Genomic DNA, 21,509 nt, shown 5'->3' on the forward strand with positions numbered 1-21,509 from the left:
CAATCGGCTTGCTCGGCGGCGAGCCCCTCCATGATCCGCGCGAACGCGCCCATGCGGCTCCACCCGATCCAGCGATTGTAGAGCGTCTTGTGCGGGCCGTATTCACGCGGCGCGTCCCGCCAGCGCAAACCGTTGCGATCGATGAATACAACACCACTGAGCACGCGCTTGTCGTCCACCCGCGGCCTGCCATGCGACTTCGGGAAACAGGGGCGCAGCCGCGCCATCTGCGCGGCGGTCGGCCAAAGCAACATCACTCATCGTCAGCCTCCTTCTGGCGAAGGCTGAATCACGCAGCGCCGTCCTGATCGATGGGTCCTGAGCCCAGGACGGGAAGCAGCCTTCCAAACCCGAGGGGGAAGTCAGCGGTGCGGAACCACGCCGAGCTCCGATGGAGAGCGACTTCTAGTTGGAGTGCAGCCCGTCGATTTTGGAGATCGATTTTCTTTCTTTTTCCTCGGTATTTTCGGACCGAGGAGGAATGCGTAATCCTCGAACGGGTTATCGTAGACAAGTCGGCTGTGACCTGTCATACAGCCGGAGCTACGTTTCCTCTGTCGATCCCCTGCTTTCCCTACTCGGACATCAGCGAACTCGATCTTGGCCGACTGCGCCACGCTGTTGCACTTCCGCGAACAGGTTTAGAATTACAGGAGATCTCACGATGGCCAATGGCACCGTGAAATGGTTCAACCCCACCAAAGGCTTCGGCTTCATCGCACCCGATACGGGCGGCAAGGACGTCTTTCTCCACATTTCCGCTGTCGAGCGCGCCGGTCTGACGACTGTGAGCGACGATCAGAAGGTGACCTACGACGTCGAGTCCGGCCGCGACGGTCGCGAATCCGCAGCCAACCTTCAGCTCGCCTGAACGGCCTATCCGAACTTCGAGCAGGGCGTCCTCGGGCGCCCTTCTTCGTCGCTGTCAGCTTACAGTCGAGGATCTTTCCGCGAGCGCGTCTCTCGTAACGATCCAGGTTTTGGAGTCGGCGTCAGCCCGTTTTCTCTTGTTCGAGAGTTCCTTTACTGCTGCGCACCGGCCCCGATTGAATGACACTGCTTGCTGAGCGTATTGGCATCCGACGCGGTGCTGGGACTTTCTCTACGCACCGATCCGACGCCAGCAGGCTGCATCGACGTGGGCCTATACGAAGCTCCAGAGGAAGTATTGCGTTACGGTCACACGGCAGGCCACGCGAGCCTTTGCGGCGGCTCGCCCGCAAGTCCCTGCCCGACATCGCGTTCCCGGTAGAGAACGCCATGATCGCGGCGGCTTTCACGAAGAAGGCGTCGCGGCCAAAGAAAATCGGTTCGGCAATGGGATCTTAGCCGCCTATCTGCCGACCTCTTTCATTTGAACGGCTACGAAGAGCTGGCCCCAAATACCCGTCACACTTTCAGTGGAACACAGTTTGAAGAACAAGAGAGATAACGATCTTGCCGATCGCCGCAAAGCCGCTTCGGAATCGAAGGCGGCTCTCCTCCAAGCGCATCGATCTGCGAAGGAAGCGGCGGAACCGACCCGTCTCGCGCGGCAGGCGGAGCGTCTGGCGGTAGCTAGGGCAAGAGACGAACGGCGTGCCGAACGTGAAAAGGCCAAGCTCGAAGAGCAGAAGCGTGTCGACGCGGAAACGGCCCGACGGCAAGCTGCCGCCGATGCTGCGGTCGGAGCTGAAGCCAAGGCGCGTCAGAGGATCGAAGACGACATGATCTCACGCGTCGTTCGGGATGAGGCGGTCCGCAAGGCCGAACGTGACCGGCGCTACGCCAACCGCAAGGCGAGGCAGGTCTAGCATCCTCCTCCTGCATTTGGCTTGTAATGGAAACGCGGGATGAACGGGACGCAATTGTCGTGCCGTTCCGCCCCGCTCAGAGATGGAATACAGCTTGTCGAACAAGAACACGGTCTTCCGCCCCACTGCATCCGAGACCAAGGCAGATAGCGTCACCCGGATCGCGAAGGGTATGATCGACGCTGATACAACCGCGCGCCAGGACAAGACGCAGAGGCTACGAATGGCGCGTCTTGAGAGGGATTTGGCCGAAAAGGAAAAAACAGAAACGGCCTCAAAGAAGAGGCCGCGTAAGCCCTCGTCTAAGTCGTAATTGATCGACTGCTCTGCTCCCTAATCTTAAAATTTAACAACAAAGCACGCAGCCCATACCGGACCTCCGCGATAGGGCTTGCCGCTGCAGTGCGGCTTCACCAAGGTGGTTTTTCCCTGCGACCGCAAGAGTGAAGATGAACGAACTCACACTCCGTGGGACGGAACGGACCATAGCGAAGATGCTCGCTGATCGGACCGCCCATTTGGGGAAATCGGACGACGAGATCAGCAGGCCAGGCGACGCGCAAGCCAGACGCTATCCCCGGTACAGGCACCGTGACCTGCCACGGGATTTTTCCTCCACCGTCGATTAGAGTCCGCCCCAACTTGAGGACGGACAATGAAGCGAACGAGCTTCACGGACGAGCAGATCATCGGCATCCTTGGCGAGCACGAGGCAGGCGCGAAGTGCGCCGATCTGTGCCGCAGTTCAAGCGTCGAGCAAACGATCCGGGGGATCGTTTGTAGCGTAGAACGGCATGTCGGAAGGCACCTTCTACAACTGGAAGGCCAAGTTCGGCGGTATGACGGTGTCGGAGGCCAAGCGGCTGAAGACACTCGAGGATGAGAACGCGAAGCTGTAGGTCCGCAGGACGCTGGCCGAGCAGATGCTGGATCTGGCTGCGATGAAGGATCTGGTCGCAAAAAATGGTAGGGCCCGCCGTGAAGCGCGGAGCGGTCGCATACCTTCGGACCGCCTGCGGTCTGTCGGAGCGGCGGGCCTGTCGGATCGTCGGAGCGGATCGCAAGATGGTCCGTTACCAGGCGCAGCGTGCGCCGGACACGGTGCTGCGCGGGCGGCTGCGGGAGCTGGCCAACGAACGCCGGCGGTTCGGCTACCGGCGGCTCTTCGTGCTGCTGCGCCGCGAGGGCGAGCCTTCCGGCATCAACCGGATCTATCGGCTCTACCGCGAGGAGGGGCTGACGGTGCGCAAGCGGAAGGCCCGGCGCAAGGCTGTCGGGACGCGAGCCCCGATCCTGGTCGAGGCAAGGCCCAATGCGCGCTGGTCGCTGGATTTCGTTCATGACCAGCTCGCCAACGACCAGCGCTTCCGGGTGCTCAACGTGGTCGACGATGTCACCCGTGAATGTCTCGCGGCGATCCCTGACACCTCGATATCAGGGCGTCGTGTCGCCCGTGAACTGTCGGCCTTGATCGAGCGCCGCGGCAAACCCGGCATGATCGTCACCGACAACGGCACGGAACTGACCAGTAACGCGGTCCTGCGATGGTGCTCCGAGCACCGGATCGAATGGCACTACATCGCGCCGGGAAAGCCCATGCAGAACGGTTTCGTAGAGAGCTTCAACGGTCGGATGCGGGATGAACTGCTCAATGAGACCATGTTCCGGAACCTGGCTCACGCCCGTGCCGTCATTGCGGCCTGGGCTGCCGACTACAACACCGAGCGCCCGCATTCGGCTTTGGACTACCAGACCCCGGCTGACTACGCGCAAGCCCTGACAACCGCAATCGCCCGCCCCGCTGCACGAGATGAAAGCTCCGCGCGTCGGGCGATTGCTAACCCTGCGCCGAACGGCGCAAACAACAACCGGGCTCCGGTCGCGATTGGATGAAAGTCCCGTGGCAGGTCAGCCACTAGCCTATGGTGCCTTCGATTTCAAACCTTACGCCGTCGGGCTGAAAATGGAGCGTCGATCGCCCGTCGAAGTATCCACCGGCGGCGCTTTGCAGGATCTTGGAGCCAAATCCCTTCGAGGAAGACGCCGTTACAGACGGACCGCCATGCTCGGTCCAGAGGAACCTGAACGCATCGCCGTCACGGCTCCAGTCTATGCGGACCCGGCCGACCTCGTTCGACAAGGCCCCGTATTTCGCCGCGTTCGTTGCGAGTTCGTGGAGTGCAAGGGTCAGGCCCAGTACCTGCTGGGATTGAAGCTGGAGGAACGGGCCGGATATCTCGGCGCGGTCCCCGTCGGGAAGATGCGGCGCGAGCGCCGAGGCCACCACGGATCGGATGTCGGCTTCCTTCTCCCGGCCACCTGTCAGGACATCCTGGGCCGCGGATAATGCCTGCAACCTCGTATCAATGGCGCTTCGTTCTGCGTCCAGTCCCTCCACGCCGCGCAGGCTCTGCCTCACGACGACCTGCGCCAAGGCTAGGATATTCTTCATCCTGTGCGCGAGTTCCTCGGCGAGTATGTCGCGCTCTTCAGCGACCCTCAGCCGATCTATCGCGGCATAGGTCCTGTCGACCATAGCGCCAAGGAACGTGATCTCGGCCTCCGACCATTTCCGGGGCTCGGCACTGTTGACGAAGAGAATGGCCTTGAGCTTGTCTCGCTCCATGAGCGGCAAATTAACTACTGCCCTTACACCGATATTGCGGAGACGCTCGGCGCTGTCGATCCGAGTATCGGTCTCGGAATCCTCAATAATGACGGTTTCGCCCCTCTGCAGCGCGGGTGCAAAACTGCCGAAGTCGCTGAACCTGTGGCGTCCGACGATGCTCTGCCCGTCACCGGCGTTCCAGTCCGCTTCGACCACGATGGTGTTGCCGTCGTCCTTGACATAGCCGTACCCGACCCTGCTGGCGTGGATCGTCTCGCCGATCACCCGGGACGCGAGCTTCGCGATCTCGACTTGGCTAGCGATGTCCCGCACCTTATCGGCGAATTCGAGGCGGGCCTCCTGCATCCTGATTTGCTCACGGTCTTCGGTGATGTCGATGACGATGCCGACGAGGTGTTCGGGACGGCCGTCCTCATCGGTCTGAACGGAGCCTTGGGATTGAACCCAGACGGGCTTCGCACCGGAACTTTTGACCCGGTAGATGACGTCCACATCCTCTCCCCGCTCCGCGGCGGCCTCGAGGGCGCCCCGGGCGGCGGCACGATCCTTCGCCACGATCCCCGCAAAGAACCGGTCCACCGAGGCACCGCCTTCCGCGGTTTCGGCATCGACGCCATGCAGGCGGGCGCAGGTCGTGTCCGCGACAATGACACCGGTCTTCAGATCGTTGTCGAAGACGCCCACGATCCCCGACCGGCGCATGGCGAGCCGCGCGCGATCCTGAAGGCGGGCAATGCGCAACTCCGCCTCGCGTTCGGCGGTTTGATCCCGGAAGATCTTCACAAAGCCGTCGATCTTGTCGGGATCCCGGATCGCCGAGCCATCAACGTTCGTCTCGTTCAGCAACGGCATCATGAGACCGCTGCCCCAGAAGCGTTCGCCGTTCTTCCTGAGATGCCAGCGGACATCTTCCGCACGGCCATGCTCGATGGCGAGGCGCATCTCTTCCTGTGCGCGGCCGTGCTCCGTATCGTCCGCGGTGAAGAAGACGTCCGCCGGTTGGCCGACGATCTCGTCCTCCGACCATCCCAGGATGCGTTCGGCCCCCTCGTTCCAGCTGGTAACGAGGCCTTCGGCGCTGATCGTGACCACCGCGTGATCCACGATGGATCGCAGGATGAGTTGGTTCAGGGCCGCGATCTGCGCAGGGCCGGCGCTGCTCGTCATGTTTCGCGGTCTCCCCCGGCAGCTTCGGCCGCGATGATGGCAACCGTCAGTTAAATCCTCCCGACACGGTGTACCCTTCGGGACCTGCCAGCTTCGTAAACACTGAAGATGACGAGAAAAAGAGTAGTGCATCTCCACACCCGGGGGCCAGCGCGCAACGAAGGGACGATGAATGTCAATTCGAGACTTGGCCGTTCTCGTGGTGGAAGGCGAACCGCTGATTGCGATGGACATCGTCGTAACCCTGGAATCAGCTGGCGTATGCATTCTGGGCCCTGTGCGGTCGCTCGAGGATGCCAAGCGCTTCTTCAATGAAGCCTTTACCGATCCACCCTGTGACGGGGTCGTTCTGAATTACAGACCCGTCGTTGGTACGAGCGGTGAGCTTGCCCTCAAGCTTGTGGCAGCGGGTATTCCCGTGATCCTGCATACGGCGAGTTCCCAAGCGGTGAAGTTCCTTTACGATGAACTTGGAGTTTCCGTCGTGCCAAAACCGGCCTTGAAGGGCGATCTTGACCGTCGCAAGGAAGCGAGCCGCGACGGGCGTACCGGAGGCGTCGTAGCCCCGCATTCTGCACTCGGAGGGTGAGAGCGCGACTGCCAGCGTTTGCGGGATGCGACTTTGACCGTAGCTCTACGCTCAGAAGAGCCAGTTCTGGTGACCGTCGTTCCCAAAACTTGCCGTTGAACCTGTCGCGGCATGGGAAAAGAGGCTCTGAGCCGACCTGCCGCGGCGCAACGGTTCGAGCGCTTATTCGGCAGGGATGCCCGTCGTACCCGGCCCGGAGTTGCCGTTCACCGGAACTCCTGATACTGCAGCGCGGCCCGCCAAACCGGCCCTTCGCTGCATTCGCTAAATTCTCGCCGCGATTTTTCGAGCCATAGGAAGGAAGGGTGGCGGAGAAGCAGTCGTTCGCTGCGAGTACGAAACCGGCAATTCAATGGTGCGACAAACAGATATTCGCTGGAATGGGGAATGCGCTTTGTCTTCGTGACGTCGCCGCCGCTAATTAAACCATCTTTACCTAGATCGCCTGATTATCAGTGGCAACTTCCTTCGGATCGTGTCGCCTCAGCCTTACTTGTCCGATCACCTCGCCAGCAGGAGAGGTCGGTCTGGTCGCTCCATCATCGATCGTGTGACACCTCCGAGCAGGACCTCTCGCAGGCGACGATGGCCGTAGGCCCCCATGACAATCAAATCTGCACCGATTTCCTGCGCCCGACCCTGCAACACGTCGGAAACGGACCGCCCCGACAGGGGCAGGACGTTCAGCGGAGCTTTCACGCCCTGACGCTCGAGCATCACCGCGACGTCGCGTCCCTCCGTTGCCCCCTTTGACTCGACCATTACGATCTCGACCGTCCCTGCGTCGCGCAAAAGTGGAAGGGCAGCGCGTATCGCCGCCAGTGCGACCTCGCTTTCGTCCCAGGCCAACAGGATCGTGTCGAACGAGATCGCCGCATCGTCCGGTACCACCAGAAGCGGCACGCGGCTCGAATAGAGGATTTGCTCCAGAACGCTCTTCATGACGGCGCTGTCATCCGGGGACGGGAGGACAACGAGGTCGGAATAGCGGCAGGCCTCTGTGAGCGATGCGCGCAAATTGCCATCCGAGCGGACACTCGCATCCACGCGCGAGGTCACCGTCTCGCCCCTTAGTCTCTCGAGCACCCGTTCCTCGATCTCCTCCAGATCGGACCGTGCGGTGTTTAGTATCGCCTCGTATCCCAGCGCGACGTCCGGGCTGAAGATCATCGGCACTTCGAATTGAGATCCGCTCAGGCAGACGACGTCGAGATGCGCGGACCAAGTCGATGCGCAGGCAATCGCGGCTTCCATTGCATCCGGTTGGTCGCCGATCACGATGGTGGAAACGGTTTTCATGGACATCGGACCCTCCTTCATTCTCGCATCATATTCGCGAAAGGCAGGTCGGATCGCCTTGATCCATGTCAACTCGGGTGTGCGGAGACCGGGTGGCGATCACCTCGTGCGCCAGCGGACCCCTCCAACGAACAGCACGGCGGCCCCGGCGAGGGCGGTGAAATAGCCGGTGGGCACGACCCAAATGGGCAGGTTCAGCGGAACCGAGATAGCCCTGATGCCGAAGCCTGCGAGAACGAGCGCAATGCCGGTCCAGGCCAGGCGAGAACGGGTAAGGCAACTTAGAGCCATCAGGTCTTCTCCGGTTGTGCGGTTGCAGAATCGGCTCGATCCCCATCCAGATCTTCGAGAAGTATGCGCGCGGCATCACCCTCGAGATCATCGTACTGTCCGTGGCGCAGCGTCCAAAGGCAGGCCAAGAGACCGGCGACGCCAAGACAGACCGACACGGGAATGAGGACGACGAGCACGTTCATCGCCGCACCGCGTTCAGAACGACGAGGATCGACGATGACGACATGACGATCGCGGCCATCAAGGGCGTGGCGAGCCCGGCCATCGCGACGGGGATCGCCAGAGCGTTGTAGAGCACGGCGAGCCCGAGGTTCTGTCGAATTCGCCGCCGTGCCCTATGCGCAAGGCGCAGCGTCTGAGACACCGCCCTCAGATCGCCCCCCAGCACGATGCCGTCTGCCGCAACACGCGCGGCGTCGAGGGCCGTTCCCGGCGCGAGGGACGCATGAGCGCCGGCCAGCGCGGCCGCATCGTTCAGCCCGTCGCCCAGCATCAGGACACGGCGCCCCCTTGCGACACTGGACCGGACAAGCTCCACCTTGTCCTCTGGACGCAGGCCCCCATGAACGTCGTTGATCCCGATACGATGCGCGAGGGTGTGTGCGCGTGCCTCCGTGTCGCCGGTCACCATCTCAACCGCGAGTCCCATCCGTCGCAAATCGAAAACCATCTCCGCCGCGCCGGGGCGCAACCGCTCGGTCATCGGCAGCGCGATCCGGCGGCCCGGCAGATCGAGAACCGTGCCATCGGCACCACGGCCGAGGCGCACTGGCGCCCCGTTCCACGACGCGCGGATCCCGTCCCCCGGCACCTCCTCGATCCCCGTGAGCGGAGCGGCGTCGTGATCGCGCAGCGCTGCGGCGATGCTGCGCGACACGGGATGATCCGATACGCGCGCGAGTGCGAGGGCCACCGCCGCCGTTTCGGCATCGAGGTCTGGCAGTTCTGGCAAGCCCTCGGTCAGCGTGCCGGTCTTGTCGAGCAGGACCGTGTCGATCTCGGCCAGCCGCTCGAGCCCGGTCGGCGACTTGAGGAGAATCCCGTTCCGGAACAGACGGGCCGTCATCGCCGCCGTGACGGCTGGCACGGCAAGGGCCAGGGCACAGGGGCAGGTGATGATCAGCGTCGCCGTCGCGACGGCGACGGAATGGTGCAGGTCGCCCGTCGCTGTCCACCAACCAGCGAAGGCGAGAGCCGCAAGGCCATGGACAACCGGCGCGTAGAGCCGCGCGGCGCGGTCGGCAATGCCGGAATAGCGGTGCCGTCCGGTCTCTGCCACTTCGACCATGGCCGCAAGGCGTCGCAGTGTACTGTCCTGCGCGCGAGACGACGCGCACAGCACCAGCGGGACGCTCAGAACCATTTCGCCGGCGCAGATCGTCTCGCCCGGCATCACGCCGACGGGATCGGCCTCGCCCGTCAACGCCGAACGGTCGAGCGTCGCTGCGCCCTCGGCCACACCGTCCACCGGGGCGCGGGCACCCGGGGCAAGCGCGATCCGGTCGCCGGGGCAGATGGCCGCGACATCCACGACCTCTCGCCCGGCCCCGGTCAACCGCGTGGCGCGCGGCAACTCCAGGGCTGTCAACTCGGTCGCGGCGGAGCGTGCGGCGGCTCGGGCGCGACCTTCGAGGAAGCGTCCGACCAGCAGGAAAAAAGTGAGCGACAGGGCCGCGTCGAACCAGGTGTCGGCCCCGCTCGCGAAAGCTGTCTCGTAGAGGGACATCGACGCGGCCAGAGCGATTGCCAGCGCGATGGGCACATCCATGTTGAGCCGTCCCGCCCGCAACGCGGCAGCGGCGGAGGCAAAGAACGGCACGGCGGAGAAAGCCAGTGCCGGCAGGGCGATCGCAGCGGAGATCCAGTGGAAGAACGCTCGCGTCGTGTCCCCTGCCCCGGACCAGACGGCCACCGACAACGCCATGACGTTCATCATCGCGAATCCCGCGACGGCGATGCGGGCGAGCAGGCCGCGCGCCGTGTCGTCGGAGGCGGGTCGCAGCGACTCGCCGTCGAGCTCCAATGCCTCGTATCCCGCCGCATGAAGCGCGGCGAGCGCCTCGCCCGCGTCCTCACCGGGAGCGAGCGAGACGCGCACGCGGCGCGCGGCGAGGTTCACCCGCGCGGAGCGGACGGACGTCACGCCGGCGAGCGTGCGCTCGACCCCCGCAATGCATCCCGCACAGCTGATGCCCGGCAACGCAATATCCACGGCATGGTCCGTTGAGACCGGCCCGACGGCGTCGGCGGGAACAGCAATGCAGCCGGGACAGGCCGCGATGCTCATCGTTCGACCCTCAGGGGGAGGCGCCGCCGGAAGTGCGTACCGTCCGCGGCCAGCATCTCAATCCGAAGATTCCAGTTGCCGTGTTCCGCCGCAATCGCCGCCACCCAGGCGGTGCCGTCCCACGCGAAGTCGGGCGAGACGTCATCGGCCACGGTCGTGGCCCGGCCAAGGGTCGCGGTCACGATCTCGGGCCGCACCGTCGCACCGTCGGGCCCGGCGACCGCCAACCGCAGCACTTCCGGCCCCAGCGTGACGTCGAGCGTCCAACCCAGCGCGTCCTGCGCCGCGCGGTCCGCATCGAAGGTCTGCGAGGCGACATAGCTTGACGCGGTTTCCTTGCCCGGAAAGGTGCGCACCGCGTTGATCGCCAAAGTCACGTTGACGGCGATGATGATAGCGAACCCTCCGACGAACATGGCGGCCACGTGCCGCCCCGTCAGACGTGCCTCAGCCCGCTGCGCCGCTGCGTTCATCGAAGCTCTCCCTGCCATTGAAAATCGTGTCCTCGAATGAACGTTCACCCGACACACTATCCTCGACCCAAAGTCGGACCTCGGTCCGCCCTCGGCTTGCGGCTGCGGCCTCGGGCGTCGCGACGACGTAAACTCGCTCTCGCCGGGTGGCATCGGCGGGCACTTCGACCACCGTGTCAGCGGTGCCCTGCACCTCGATCCCCAAACCCTCGTCCGCGCTCAGCGACAGGCGAAAAGGCCGGGCCTCACCGTGCTTGTTGCGCAGTCGAACATCATAGGCGTTGCGCACCGAGCCGTCCGAAAGTGTCACGAAGGTCGGATTGCGCACCGGGGCCACGGTCATGTCGATCTCAGGTCGGACGAACAACGCGACCACGAGAAATACGCCGATTGCGGACCAGGCGACCGTGTAAAGAATCGTGCGCGGGCGAAAGATGTGTCTCCATACCGGCTTGGGAACCCAAGCGGGCTGCCCGGTGCCTGAAACATTGCCCGCCGGCGTCCCCGCGAAGACCACGACATCGGCCACCTCGCCCGGCTGCGTCGGCGGGCGATCGTCGAGCGCGAGATAGTCAATCAGCCCACGCGGGCGGCCGATCTTGTCCATGACCGCATCGCAGGCGTCGATGCAGAGCGCGCAGGTGATGCACTCCATCTGCTGGCCCTCGCGAATGTCGATGCCCATAGGGCAGACCGCGACGCAGGCGTTGCAGTCGATGCAATCGCCCAAAATCTCGCCAGTGCGAGAGGATCGCTGGGTCGCGTGGTCCTTGTCGACCGCCGCTCCGTAGCGCGCCACGGCTTCGCCTCCGCCAATGGACTCGGCTGCGGCTTGTCTGCGCTTGACGCCTCCCTTGCCGCGCGGCTCTCCTCGCCAATCGCGATAGCCAACGGTCAGCGTCCCCGGATCCATCATCGCCGCCTGAATGCGCGGCCAGGGGCACATGTAGATGCAGACCTGCTCGCGCAGAAAACCGCCAAGGGTAAAGGTCGTCGCCGTCAAGATCGCGATTGTGGCATAGGCGACCGGTGCCGCGTCGAGCGTCACGAGATCGCGCAAGAGCGTCGGTGCGTTGGCGAAATAAAAGACCCACGCCCCGCCCGTCGCGATGGCGATGAGCAGCCAGACGACCCATTTCGAAAGTCGCAGACGCCATTTGCGCGGGCCCCACGGCGCGGCGTCGAGGCGAATGCGCGCGTTGCGGTCGCCTTCGATCCAGCGCTCGACGGTCAGGAACAGATCGGTCCAGACGGTCTGCGGGCAGGCATAGCCGCACCAGACCCGTCCTAGCGCCGAGGTGAACAGGAACAACCCGAGGCCCGCCATGACGAGCAGTCCTGCGACGAAATAGAATTCGTGCGGCCAGATCTCGATCCAGAAGAAGTGAAAGCGACGGTTCAATAGGTCCACGAGCACCGCCTGATCGGGCAGGTTCGGGCCGCGGTCCCAGCGGATCCAGGGCGTGACGTAGTAGATCGCCAGCGTCACGATGAGGATCGCCCATTTCAGACGCCGGAAGGTCCCCGAGACCCGGCGTGGGAAGATCGGTTGTCGGGCGGCGAAGAGGGGTGGCGCATCACTGGCCATGTCGGGGCTCGATCCTGTTGTCACGTCGACCGGTGTAGCAAGGGGTGACGGGCGCGCTCGTTGATCTGGATCAAGCGAGTGCGTCCCGAAACGGCTTCTTGCGAGGGGATTATTCAGCGGGTGCGACGTCGTCCGCGCCCGTCTCCTCCGGCGTCTCCCCCGCCTCGGCCGGATAGGTCGCATCGGGCACGGCGGCGGCGTCTTCGGCCTCCGTTTCTAGCACGGGATCGGCTATCTGGGCCTCGCCACCACCTAGTCCATGGACATAGGCCGAGACCGCGCGCACCTCGGCCTCGCCCAACCGCTCGCCCCATGGCGGCATCACGCCGTGCCGAGGCGCCATGAGCTGACGCAGGATCGCCTCATGCGTGCCGCCCCTCAGCCAGATCGCGTCGGCGAGGTTGGGCGCGCCGATGTCGCGATTGCCCAGGCCGTTTTCGCCGTGGCACGCGCTGCAATTGTCGAGAAACAACGCCGCGCCCTGATCGGCGGCATTGGCATCGTGGTCGAGCCCCGACAAACTGCGGACATGGTGGACGATCCGGTCGAGTTCCCCTCCCTCCATCCAGTCGAAGGGCGGCATCTCTGAATAGCGCGAATCGACGTCATCATTGCGGATGCCGTGGCGCACGGTATTGACGATCTCCTCCAGTGTGCCGCCCCAGAGCCAATCGTCGTCGAGCAGATTCGGATAGCCCGAGGCGACGACGCCCGCCGCGCCCGCGCCGTGGCATTGCGAGCAGTTGGCGGCGAAGACCGACCGGCCCGCCTGCACGGCAAAGCGGTGCAGAGCTCCGTTGGCCGGGAGCGCGGCAAGGTCGATGGTGGTCAGGCTTTCCGTCAGCTCGGCATTCGAAAGCTCGACACGCTCGATCTCGGCCGCGACCTCGCCGCGGGTCGAGAAGCCGAGCAGCCCCGATGTCGCTCCCGAAACGAGCGGCCATGCCGGAAAGAGGATCGTATAGATCAGACCCCACAGGACCGTCGCGTAGAAGGTCCAGAGCCACCAGCGCGGCAGGGGCGTGTTCAACTCCTCGATGCCGTCCCAGGTGTGGCCGGTGGTTTCCGTACCGGTGGCCTCGTCGATCTTTGGCGTGTCAGCCATTGCGGTCGCTCCTTTCGAAGTCGGGGACGGGAACACAGGTGCAGCCCGGGCAGGCGTTGGCGCAGCCGGCCGCTACAGGGGCGAGAGCGGACGGCCCGTGCATCGTCCGGAGAACCGGTTGTGCGGGATCTTTCGAGCGCTCCGTGACGAGATGCTCACTCATCGGCGCGTGCCTCCTCCGGACGGTCGTGGCGGAATGGAACCGCCGCGGCATCTTCGTGGATCGGATGCGAGCCCGGGCGGAACGCCCAGCCGATCACGCCGAGGAAGATCAGGGTCAGGATCAGGAGAACCCAGCTGTCGGCGAGTTCGCGCAGAAAGGAATAAGTGTCCATCGGCCCCTCTCAGCGGCTGTCGTCGGGTGTGAAGGTGGAGAAATCGACGAGCGTGCCGAGCATCTGGAGATAGGCGATTAGGGCATCCATTTCGGTCAACTCCGGCAAGCCATCAAAATTGCGGACCTGCGCTCCGGGATAACGCTCCACCAGACCACCCGAGTCGCCCATCGGATCGGCCTGAACGCGCATGTCGACGCGTGCCTCGGCAATCATCTCGTCGCTGTAGGGCACGCCGACGAAGCGGTGCGTGGCGAGCAGGTCGTCCACGGCGTCCGTCTCGATCCGGGCGTTGGCGAGGAAAGCGTATTTCGGCATCACGCTCTCGGGCACCACGGATTGCGGGTCCATCAGATGATCCACGTGCCACTCGTCCGAATAGCGTCCGCCCACGCGAGCGAGGTCGGGTCCCGTGCGTTTCGAACCCCACTGGAAGGGGTGATCGTACATCGATTCCGCGGCCAGGCTGTAGTGACCGTAGCGTTCGGTTTCGTCGCGCATGGGCCGGATCATCTGGCTGTGGCAATTGTAGCAGCCCTCGCGGATGTAGATGTCGCGCCCGGCCAGCTCGAGCGGGGAATAGGGACGCACGCCTTCCACCTCTTCGATCGTGTTTTCCAGCCAGAAGAGCGGAGCGATCTCGACGATGCCGCCGATCGTGACCACGGCGAAGGAAGCCGCGAGTAGAAGCGTCGCATTGCGCTCGAGCCGCTGGTGGAAGGTGATCGTCTTCGTATGGTGCGGCAGTTCGTTCGGCAGGTCGCCTGTCGCCATGGCTTCTTTCGGGGCGACGACCTTGGGATCGTCGGCCGGGTCGTAGTTCGGATCCTTGGGATCTTTGCTCATGATCTCACTCCGCGGGTGTGGCGACGGTGACGGGTCGGGCCTCGGGGGCGCGGATCGTCATCCAGATGTTCCAGGACATGACGAGCGCACCGGCGAGGTAGAGCACGCCTCCGAGCGCCCGAACGACGTACATCGGGAACTTGGCGTCGACGGTGTCGGCGAAACTGTTGACGAGAAAGCCGTTCTGATCGACCTCGCGCCACATGAGCCCCTCCATGATCCCCGAGACCCACATCGAGGCCGCGTAGAGAACGATCCCCACCGTCGCGAGCCAGAAATGGGTGTTGATCGCCGCCATCGAGTGCATCTGCGACCGTCCCCAGAGCCGTGGCACGAGGAAGTAGAGCGCTCCGAAGGTGATCAGACCGTTCCAGCCGAGAGCGCCGCTATGGACATGGCCGATGGTCCAGTCGGTATAGTGGCTGAGGCTGTTGACCGCGCGGATCGACATCATCGGACCCTCAAAGGTCGACATGCCGTAGAAGGCGAGGCTGGCCACGAACATGCGGATGATCGGATCGGTGCGGATCTTGTCCCACGCGCCCTGCAGCGTCATGAGCCCGTTGATCATGCCGCCCCAGGAGGGCATCCACAGGATGATCGAGAACACCATCCCCAACGTCGCTGCCCAGTCCGGCAATGCCGTGTAGTGCAGGTGGTGAGGGCCGGCCCAGATGTAGAGGAAAATCAGCGCCCAGAAGTGAATGATCGACAGCTTGTAGCTGTAGATCGGTCGCCCGGCCTGCTTCGGGACGAAGTAGTACATCATGCCCAGGAACCCGGCTGTCAGAAAGAAGCCGACCGCGTTGTGGCCGTACCACCACTGGGTCATGGCGTCCTGAACACCCGCGAAAACCTGCACGCTTTTCGACCCCCAGATCGAGACCGGGACTGAGAGATTGTTGACGACGTGCAGCATCGCCACCGTGACGATGAAGCTCAGCAGGAACCAGTTGGCGACGTAGATATGCCGCTCGCGCCGGTTCAGGATCGTGCCCAAGAAGACGGCGAGATAGACGACCCAAACGATCGTCAACCAAATGTCGATGTACCACTCGGGTTCGGCGTACTCCTTCGACTGCGTCGCACCCAGCAGATAGCCGGTCGCCGCGAGCACGATGAACAGGTTGTAGCCCCAGAAGACGAACCAGGCCGCGTTGCCGCCCCAGAGCCGGGCGCCGCACGTGCGCTGGACAATGTAGAACGAGGTCGCGATCAGCGCGTTTCCGCCGAAGGCGAAGATCACTGCCGACGTGTGAAGCGGCCGCAGCCGCCCGAAATTCGTAAAAGGCTGCCCCCAATCGAAATTAAGCGCGGGAAACGCCAGCTGGAACGCGATGAAGGTGCCTGCCAGCAACCCGACGACGCCCCAGAGCGAGGTCGCGATCACGCCGTAGCGGATCGGCCCGTCCATGTACCCGCCGGGCGCGGGCCGGGTCGGCGCGGGCTCTCCCGGCACCGGCATAGTGCGCAGCTGCCACAGCAGTAGTCCCGCGGCGAGGCCCATGACGAGTAGAGCGTGCACCATGTAGGCCGCGTCGCGCGCCCAGTTCGCCGCGATGGCCGCGACGAGCGTCACGAGCGCCAAGGCGATCAGTTTGAAATAGTCGAGCATGTCCCGCCCCCGTCTTCGTTCCGGGGCCGGATCGCATACTCAGATCGCCGCAGCTTTGACCTGGATCAAACGGGCGGCGGTGACTCCCTCAACCGGGCATTTCCCCGTCTCCGTCGTCCCCGGCTTCGATCAGCAAAGCGGCCAGGTCGTCGCACAGGACGGTGCGTCCGCCTCCTTCCAGGCGGATCACATCGTCGCGCTTCAGCGCGGTGATCTGTCGGCTGACAGTCTCGATGGTGAGGCCGAGATACGAAGCCATCGCCTCGCGTCCCAGCGGTAGCTCCGCACGCAGGGGGCGCGCATCGGCGGCAGCACGGCGGAGCACCAGCGCAAGCAGCGTGGCCACCCGCTCGCGGGCCGTCTTGCGCCCAAGCAGGAGCATCCAGTCGCGCGCGGCATCGAGCTCGTCGAGCGACATCTCCAGAAGACGCGACGCGACCTGGGGCGCATCGATCAACAGCGCTTCGAACCGCTGCCGGTCGAACAGACAGAGCGTGACGTCCGTGACCGCCGTCACCTCATAGGGCGCCGTCGTACGGCCGGGCCGTCCGACGAAATCGGAGGGCATCAGGAGGCCGACCATCTGTACGCGGCCATCTTCGAGCGACCGGGTCAACGTCGCGCAGCCCCGCACGATCGAGCCTACGAAAGGCAGCGCGTCGCCTTCGAGCGCGATGGTTTCGCCCGCCGCCCAGCTGCGATAACTCTTCATTGCCGCGAGGCGATCGAGCTCGGCGCCCGCGCACTTGGCACAGACGGCCCTGTGGCGGATCGGACAGGCGTTGCAATCCTGGGTCGCCATGGCCCCGCGCAAAGCGACCAACGGCCTGATCTCGGCCATGATCTTCCTTTCCCGTTCCCTTGGGTCCGCGACAATTGATCCATGTCAATGCGGGATGACGGTGCCATGCGACTGATAATACCATGACCGATCAGATCACAGCCATACGCTCCCGCGCGCCCCGTTACACCAGCTATCCTCCCGCGACGCAATTCTCCGATGCGGTTGGACCCGCAACGATGGGCGGCTGGCTGCAAGAGGTCACGCCGGGCGCCCGAATTTCGCTCTACGTCCACATCCCGTTCTGTCGCCGCCTGTGCTGGTTCTGCGCCTGTCGCACGCAAGGCACCCGGACCGACGCACCGCTCGCGACATATCTCGATACACTGGAGGCGGAGATCGCATTGGTGGCGGACCTGCTTCCGTCGGATGTGCAGGTCACCCATCTTCACCTGGGCGGTGGAACACCGACGCTGCTGCCGCCGAAGATGCTTGGCCGCCTCTTTGCGATGCTCGACGCGCGGCTTCCGAGAGCGCCGGGCGCGGAAACCTCTGTCGAGATCGACCCCACCGAGGTTGATGCGGCACGGCTTGATGCCCTCGCGGCGACGGGCATGACGCGCGCCTCACTCGGCGTGCAGGATTTCGAACCGTCTGTCCAAAACGCCATCGGCCGTCCGCAGAGCGTGGAACAGACGGAAGCGGTCATTAGCGGTCTCAGAGAGCGCGGCATCGGGGGCATCAACCTCGACCTCCTCTACGGGCTGCCGAATCAGACCCTTAGGTCACTCGACGCAACGCTCGACATGGTATGCGAGCTCGCGCCCGATCGGCTCGCCCTTTACGGATACGCCCATGTGCCTTGGGCCTCGCGCCGTCAGGTAATGATCCGCGAGACCGATTTGCCGGGCCCGGACACACGACTTGCGATGGCGCGTCACGCCGACCGGCGCCTGCGTCTATCGGGATTTCGTCCGGTAGGCTTCGATCACTTCGCGAGACCCGAAGACGTCATGGCGGTCGCTGCCGAGACCGGGACATTACGTCGAAATTTTCAAGGGTACACGATCGACCCCTCGGACGTGCTCGTCGGGCTCGGAGCGTCGGCAATCTCTCGAACGCCGCGGGGCTACGCCCAGAACGCGGCCCGAACCGCGGACTGGACAGCGCGCGTCAGATCGGGACGTCTCTCGACAGCGCGCGGCCACTCCCTGACCGGGGACGACCGCCTGCGCGGCGACGTGATCGAGCGGCTTCTATGTAATTTCTCCATCGAACCCGCACGGTTCGACGATCCCGACGCGGTGCGCGCCCTGACGGCAGAGATCGCGTTACGGTGGCCGCAAGCGACCCTTCATCGCGAAGGGGGGGCACTCGAACTCCTTCCCGAGGCACGCCATCTCGTTCGGCTCGTAGCGATGACCATCGACGGCTACGCGGATTCTCGAGGTGTCCACAGCTTGGCCATTTAGCCGCCGAACAGCACTAGGTGTTCAGCAGCGTGACCGAACGGTACGCCGCACCCTCGGATGTTCGAGATGAGATGTACCCGTCAAGCGGACGCTGCATTCGATGCCTTTTCGCGAATGATGCCGGGCTTCAAGAAGAGCGCCGTGCCGAACGCGAGCGTCGCGGTGCCAAGGAACATTGCGACGGGTCCGAAGGCCGACGCCACAAAGCCCGCGACCGGGGGCCCGGCGATATTCCCTGCGCCGGTGATTAGCAAAGCCGTGGTGAAACTGAGCGAAGGCAAGTCCGGGAAGAGCCGCTCCGACCACAGCGACAGAACCGCGCTGATCATCATCACGAAAATGCCTTGCAGCCCTGCCGACACGATCACGCCGCTCCACGAGGTCGGCGCCCAGGCGATGATCGCGATAGACATCGCCGCGCCGATGTTGAGCGCGCGCAGAAGCCATGCCAGGCCGATGACGGATTTGATCCGGGCAGTCAGGAGGCCCAGCAGCCCGAACGCCCCGTAGGCGGCAAAGACGATGGCGCCGCTTGCCTGCGACGGTAGCCCGGCGAGCCCGCCCTGCTCCGTGACGCGATCGGCGGCGAAGGTGACGTAGATGCCGTTGGTCATCCCGAAAGAGAAGGCGACGAGATGGAGCGGGATGGCCGAGCGAGTGAGAAGCTCGCGCCATTTGCGCGGCGGGGCGTCGCCGGCCGGCTCCACCGTGTTGGACAGAGCCATAAGGTTGGCGATGGCCGCACCGGCCGCACCGGCGGCGAAGACCGCCCAGACCGCGCGCCATCCATAGCCGAAGAACGCGAGAGACAAGGCCAGAAGGCCGGCTAGAAGTACTCCGATGGCCGTTCCCGAACTGATCACCGACAACGCGCCGGGGCGGTCGCGTTCGTAGAGAACCCGCTGGGCGGCGTTGTTGAACGGCGTCCACGAGAACCCCGCGCTAGCGCTGGCCAGACAGATGCCGATAGCCAGCACGACGGTGTTCGGTGCAGCGGCGACAGCCGCCAGACCGAGGGTCGCCGCGATCATGCCGATCACGATAGGCACGCGTGGTCCCGCGCGTGCGATCAACTTGTAGGAACAGCCAAGGGCCAGAAAGAACGTGGCGAAGCTCAGGCTCGAAATTAGACCTGCGGTGCCAGTCGAGATCGAAAACGTCTCACGGAACTGCGGCAGGAAGAGGCCGAAACCGATCCGCGCAGGACCGAACGCGATTGCCGTGGCCGCAGACCCGGCCGAGGCAATACGTGTAAGTGTCTGCATAGCTGGCCTCCTGTTGCTAGTGGCAAATGAGGCGGGCCGGATACGGGTTCCTCAAATGATGTGTGGGCTCCGAGGGGGCAAACACGCCGGGGTCTTACTCGCGGGAATACGCACTTCCTCGAAAAGACTCACCGATACACTCGGCCTACAGCAACCATTGACCCGTCAGTTGGATGCCGCGGCGCGGTTTCACCAGACCGGCCATTCACATCGACTGCGAAGACAGGACCATCCAGATGCACATCATGCGGACGTAGCTGGCATCGCGGGATCGAGCTGATAGGCTGACCCCTGAGGAGGTTCCCATATGGAAATCGACCTGCCCATGGGGAAGATTCATGCCGCCATCAGAGGCAAAGGTGTTCCCATCCTGATCATGCATGGCGGTGGCCTTGATCATCGTCACATGCTTGATGCACTGGAGCCCGCCTTCGAAAATTCGTCCGGCTGGCGGCGCGTTTACATGGATCTGCCGGGGCATGGTAAGTCCATCGCACATGACAGCGTAGAAAGTCAGGACGACGTGTTGCGCATGATCAGCGCCTTCATCGACGCTGCGTTCGACCGGGAAAGGTTCGTGGCGATCGGAGAGTCACGGGGCTCCTATCATGCGATGGGATTGGCCCATACCCGCCCCGATGATATGCTCGGAATGATGCTGATCGTGGCGGACGGAATGCCTGGCTCTACGGTTAATTGGCGCCCCGAGCATCGAACACTGATCGCGATGTCCGACGCAGACTCATCGGCGGCCTCACCCGAGGCCGCGGCGCGGCTTTCCCGGCTTGTCGTTCAGCGACCGGATATCCTCGAGAAAATCGAGCGCACGAAAGTGCCGACCTCTCGGCTCGTCGATGAGCGTTTGGCGGAGAAGGTCCGCGACAACTTCAATTTCAGTTTCGACCTTGCCGATCCGACGCGTGTTTTCGACAAACCCTGCTTGGTCGTGAACGGGCGTCAGGATGCAATGGCGGGCTACCAGGACATGTTGGACAGTATCGAGAGATACCCAAGAGCAACGCTGGCCGTGCTGGATTGTGCGGGGCACAGCCTGTCCTGGGAGCAGCCCGAACTCTTCAAGGCCCTCACCGTCAATTGGTTGCAGCGAATGGGCCTCTAACCATTCCGATGGTTATGCAAGCGAGCCCAAGAGCAATTCGCACTGGCTTCGATAACTTGCTGCGTCTGACGCCAACTCCGGTTTTGCGGAAATGGCGCTATGGCCACCGCCGCTTGAAGGTAGGGCGCAGCGCGCAAGAGAATTGCACGGTCAGTGTAATTGAACAGGTTCCTTGTGCGTCCGGTCCACATGCAATGTGAATACCTCCGGTCGTGCGTAATGTCCTGCGACATCGAACAATCTGCGCCGTTCTGCAACCGCCGAACGGTCGACCTCGGCTTCGATCAGCCCTTGCGTCATCTGGGCAGGGCCCGCCAGAACGCGCCCGCCCGGAGCAATAATCGAGGCATTCCCGGAAGAGGCCCACTCGCCCCATTCCGCCATCTTGTCCCGCCCCGGCAGATCTTCGGGCAAGTCGTCGATCCGCACAAAGGAGCACACTCCGACCAAGACGCAACTAGAATCTGGACTCATTGAGTTCCAAGGCCAGTAGATGACGATTCCGGCGAGCGCGATCGCCGAGAGGAAGACCTTGGGACATCTGTCGTATCGGGTGGCAACGCGCCTCCAGTCCTCAAGCCTTTCGAACATGATCTCGATACGATTGCGGCGCTTGTATCGACGCTTGTCATATTTGACCGGTGCCTTGCGCTGCTTCCGGCCTGGGATACAGGCACCTACGCCCGTGTCTTCCAATGCTTCTCTGAACCAGTCGTCGTCGTAGCCTCGGTCCCCCAGCAGCCACTCGACCTTGGGCAGGCCACTGAGTAGTGCCCGGGCACCGATGTAATCGCTTGCCTGCCCGGCGGTCACGAACAGGTCCAGTAGGCGCCCCTGGCTGTCGCAGACGG

General features: G+C 63.7%; 19 protein-coding genes and 2 pseudogenes. 6 read left to right on the plus strand and 15 right to left on the minus strand.

What is annotated here, in order from left to right; genetic code table 11:
• The coding region (locus LX81_RS20070; protein WP_146259496.1) for a transposase at positions 1-254 on the minus strand (254 nt) is incomplete at its 3' end.
• A gap of 410 nt (positions 255-664) precedes the next feature.
• On the opposite strand from LX81_RS20070, the gene LX81_RS20075 reads away from it, so the two are divergent.
• From LX81_RS20075 to LX81_RS20090, 3 genes and pseudogenes are all read left to right on the plus strand, one after another.
• Entirely contained in the window at positions 665-871 is a 207-nt protein-coding gene (locus LX81_RS20075; RefSeq protein ID WP_111539065.1) for a cold-shock protein, read from the plus strand.
• 541 nt (positions 872-1,412) lie between these two features.
• Positions 1,413-1,793 (plus strand): DUF6481 family protein, encoded by a 381-nt coding sequence (locus LX81_RS20080; RefSeq protein WP_111539066.1) that lies wholly within the window; start codon positions 1,413-1,415, stop codon positions 1,791-1,793.
• A gap of 655 nt (positions 1,794-2,448) precedes the next feature.
• Positions 2,449-3,686, plus strand: a pseudogene (locus LX81_RS20090) (IS3 family transposase).
• A gap of 22 nt (positions 3,687-3,708) precedes the next feature.
• Here the strand turns inward: LX81_RS20090 and LX81_RS20095 are convergent.
• Complete coding sequence (locus LX81_RS20095; protein ID WP_170134060.1) at positions 3,709-5,589, minus strand: HWE histidine kinase domain-containing protein; 1,881 nt, start codon at positions 5,587-5,589, stop codon at positions 3,709-3,711.
• 172 nt (positions 5,590-5,761) lie between these two features.
• Here LX81_RS20095 and LX81_RS22385 point away from each other — a divergent pair, with 172 nt between their 5' ends.
• Complete coding sequence (locus LX81_RS22385; RefSeq protein ID WP_170134061.1) at positions 5,762-6,178, plus strand: response regulator; 417 nt, start codon at positions 5,762-5,764, stop codon at positions 6,176-6,178.
• 501 nt (positions 6,179-6,679) lie between these two features.
• Here the strand turns inward: LX81_RS22385 and LX81_RS20105 are convergent.
• The 11 genes from LX81_RS20105 to fnrL all read right to left on the minus strand — a co-directional run bounded on the left by LX81_RS20105 (position 6,680) and on the right by fnrL (position 16,861).
• On the minus strand, positions 6,680-7,483 hold the full coding sequence (locus tag LX81_RS20105; RefSeq protein WP_170134062.1) for a universal stress protein: 804 nt from the start codon (positions 7,481-7,483) through the stop codon (positions 6,680-6,682).
• 93 nt (positions 7,484-7,576) lie between these two features.
• Positions 7,577-7,768 carry a hypothetical protein gene (locus LX81_RS20110; RefSeq protein ID WP_111539071.1) on the minus strand — a complete coding sequence of 64 codons (192 nt, stop codon included), beginning with the start codon at positions 7,766-7,768 and terminating at the stop codon, positions 7,577-7,579.
• On the minus strand, positions 7,768-7,953 hold the full coding sequence (ccoS, locus tag LX81_RS20115; protein ID WP_111539072.1) for a cbb3-type cytochrome oxidase assembly protein CcoS: 186 nt from the start codon (positions 7,951-7,953) through the stop codon (positions 7,768-7,770). Before ccoS ends, LX81_RS20110 begins: the two co-directional genes overlap by 1 nt.
• The gene (locus LX81_RS20120) at positions 7,950-10,058 is read right to left on the minus strand and encodes a heavy metal translocating P-type ATPase (RefSeq protein WP_111539073.1); all 2,109 of its coding nucleotides are present in this window, start codon (positions 10,056-10,058) and stop codon (positions 7,950-7,952) included. Before LX81_RS20120 ends, ccoS begins: the two co-directional genes overlap by 4 nt.
• Entirely contained in the window at positions 10,055-10,549 is a 495-nt protein-coding gene (locus LX81_RS20125; RefSeq protein ID WP_373280303.1) for a FixH family protein, read from the minus strand. The genes LX81_RS20120 and LX81_RS20125 overlap by 4 nt, the downstream gene beginning before the upstream one ends.
• Positions 10,506-12,119, minus strand: coding sequence for an RdxA/RdxB/FixG family protein (locus LX81_RS20130; RefSeq protein ID WP_111539075.1), 1,614 nt, complete (start codon positions 12,117-12,119; stop codon positions 10,506-10,508). Before LX81_RS20130 ends, LX81_RS20125 begins: the two co-directional genes overlap by 44 nt.
• Before the next feature lie 109 nt (positions 12,120-12,228).
• Positions 12,229-13,224: a cytochrome-c oxidase, cbb3-type subunit III gene (gene ccoP / locus LX81_RS20135; RefSeq protein WP_111539076.1), complete on the minus strand. Its 996-nt coding sequence runs from the start codon at positions 13,222-13,224 to the stop codon at positions 12,229-12,231.
• Between the two features lie 155 nt (positions 13,225-13,379).
• The gene (locus tag LX81_RS20140) at positions 13,380-13,559 is read right to left on the minus strand and encodes a cbb3-type cytochrome c oxidase subunit 3 (RefSeq protein ID WP_111539077.1); all 180 of its coding nucleotides are present in this window, start codon (positions 13,557-13,559) and stop codon (positions 13,380-13,382) included.
• A 9-nt stretch (positions 13,560-13,568) separates the two neighbouring features.
• Entirely contained in the window at positions 13,569-14,405 is an 837-nt protein-coding gene (gene ccoO / locus LX81_RS20145; protein WP_111539078.1) for a cytochrome-c oxidase, cbb3-type subunit II, read from the minus strand.
• 4 nt (positions 14,406-14,409) lie between these two features.
• Positions 14,410-16,020: a cytochrome-c oxidase, cbb3-type subunit I gene (ccoN, locus tag LX81_RS20150; RefSeq protein WP_111539079.1), complete on the minus strand. Its 1,611-nt coding sequence runs from the start codon at positions 16,018-16,020 to the stop codon at positions 14,410-14,412.
• A gap of 88 nt (positions 16,021-16,108) precedes the next feature.
• The gene (fnrL, locus tag LX81_RS20155; protein WP_272939507.1) at positions 16,109-16,861 is read right to left on the minus strand and encodes a transcriptional regulator FnrL; all 753 of its coding nucleotides are present in this window, start codon (positions 16,859-16,861) and stop codon (positions 16,109-16,111) included.
• A gap of 83 nt (positions 16,862-16,944) precedes the next feature.
• Between fnrL and hemN the strand changes: the two genes are divergently transcribed.
• Positions 16,945-18,273 (plus strand): oxygen-independent coproporphyrinogen III oxidase, encoded by a 1,329-nt coding sequence (hemN, locus tag LX81_RS20160; protein WP_111539080.1) that lies wholly within the window; start codon positions 16,945-16,947, stop codon positions 18,271-18,273.
• Between the two features lie 80 nt (positions 18,274-18,353).
• Here the strand turns inward: hemN and LX81_RS20165 are convergent, their stop codons facing one another.
• Positions 18,354-19,538: an MFS transporter gene (locus LX81_RS20165; RefSeq protein WP_111539081.1), complete on the minus strand. Its 1,185-nt coding sequence runs from the start codon at positions 19,536-19,538 to the stop codon at positions 18,354-18,356.
• Positions 19,539-19,845: 307 nt separating this feature from the next.
• Between LX81_RS20165 and LX81_RS20170 the strand changes: the two genes are divergently transcribed.
• On the plus strand, positions 19,846-20,658 hold the full coding sequence (locus LX81_RS20170) for an alpha/beta fold hydrolase (RefSeq protein ID WP_111539082.1): 813 nt from the start codon (positions 19,846-19,848) through the stop codon (positions 20,656-20,658).
• Positions 20,659-21,144: 486 nt separating this feature from the next.
• On the opposite strand, the pseudogene LX81_RS20175 reads toward LX81_RS20170, so the two are convergent.
• Positions 21,145-21,509 (minus strand): annotated as a pseudogene (locus tag LX81_RS20175) (IS5 family transposase); the annotation flags it as partial.

The sequence above is a fragment of the Palleronia aestuarii genome, assembly GCF_003253995.1.
GTDB classification, from domain to species: Bacteria; Pseudomonadota; Alphaproteobacteria; order Rhodobacterales; family Rhodobacteraceae; genus Palleronia; species Palleronia aestuarii.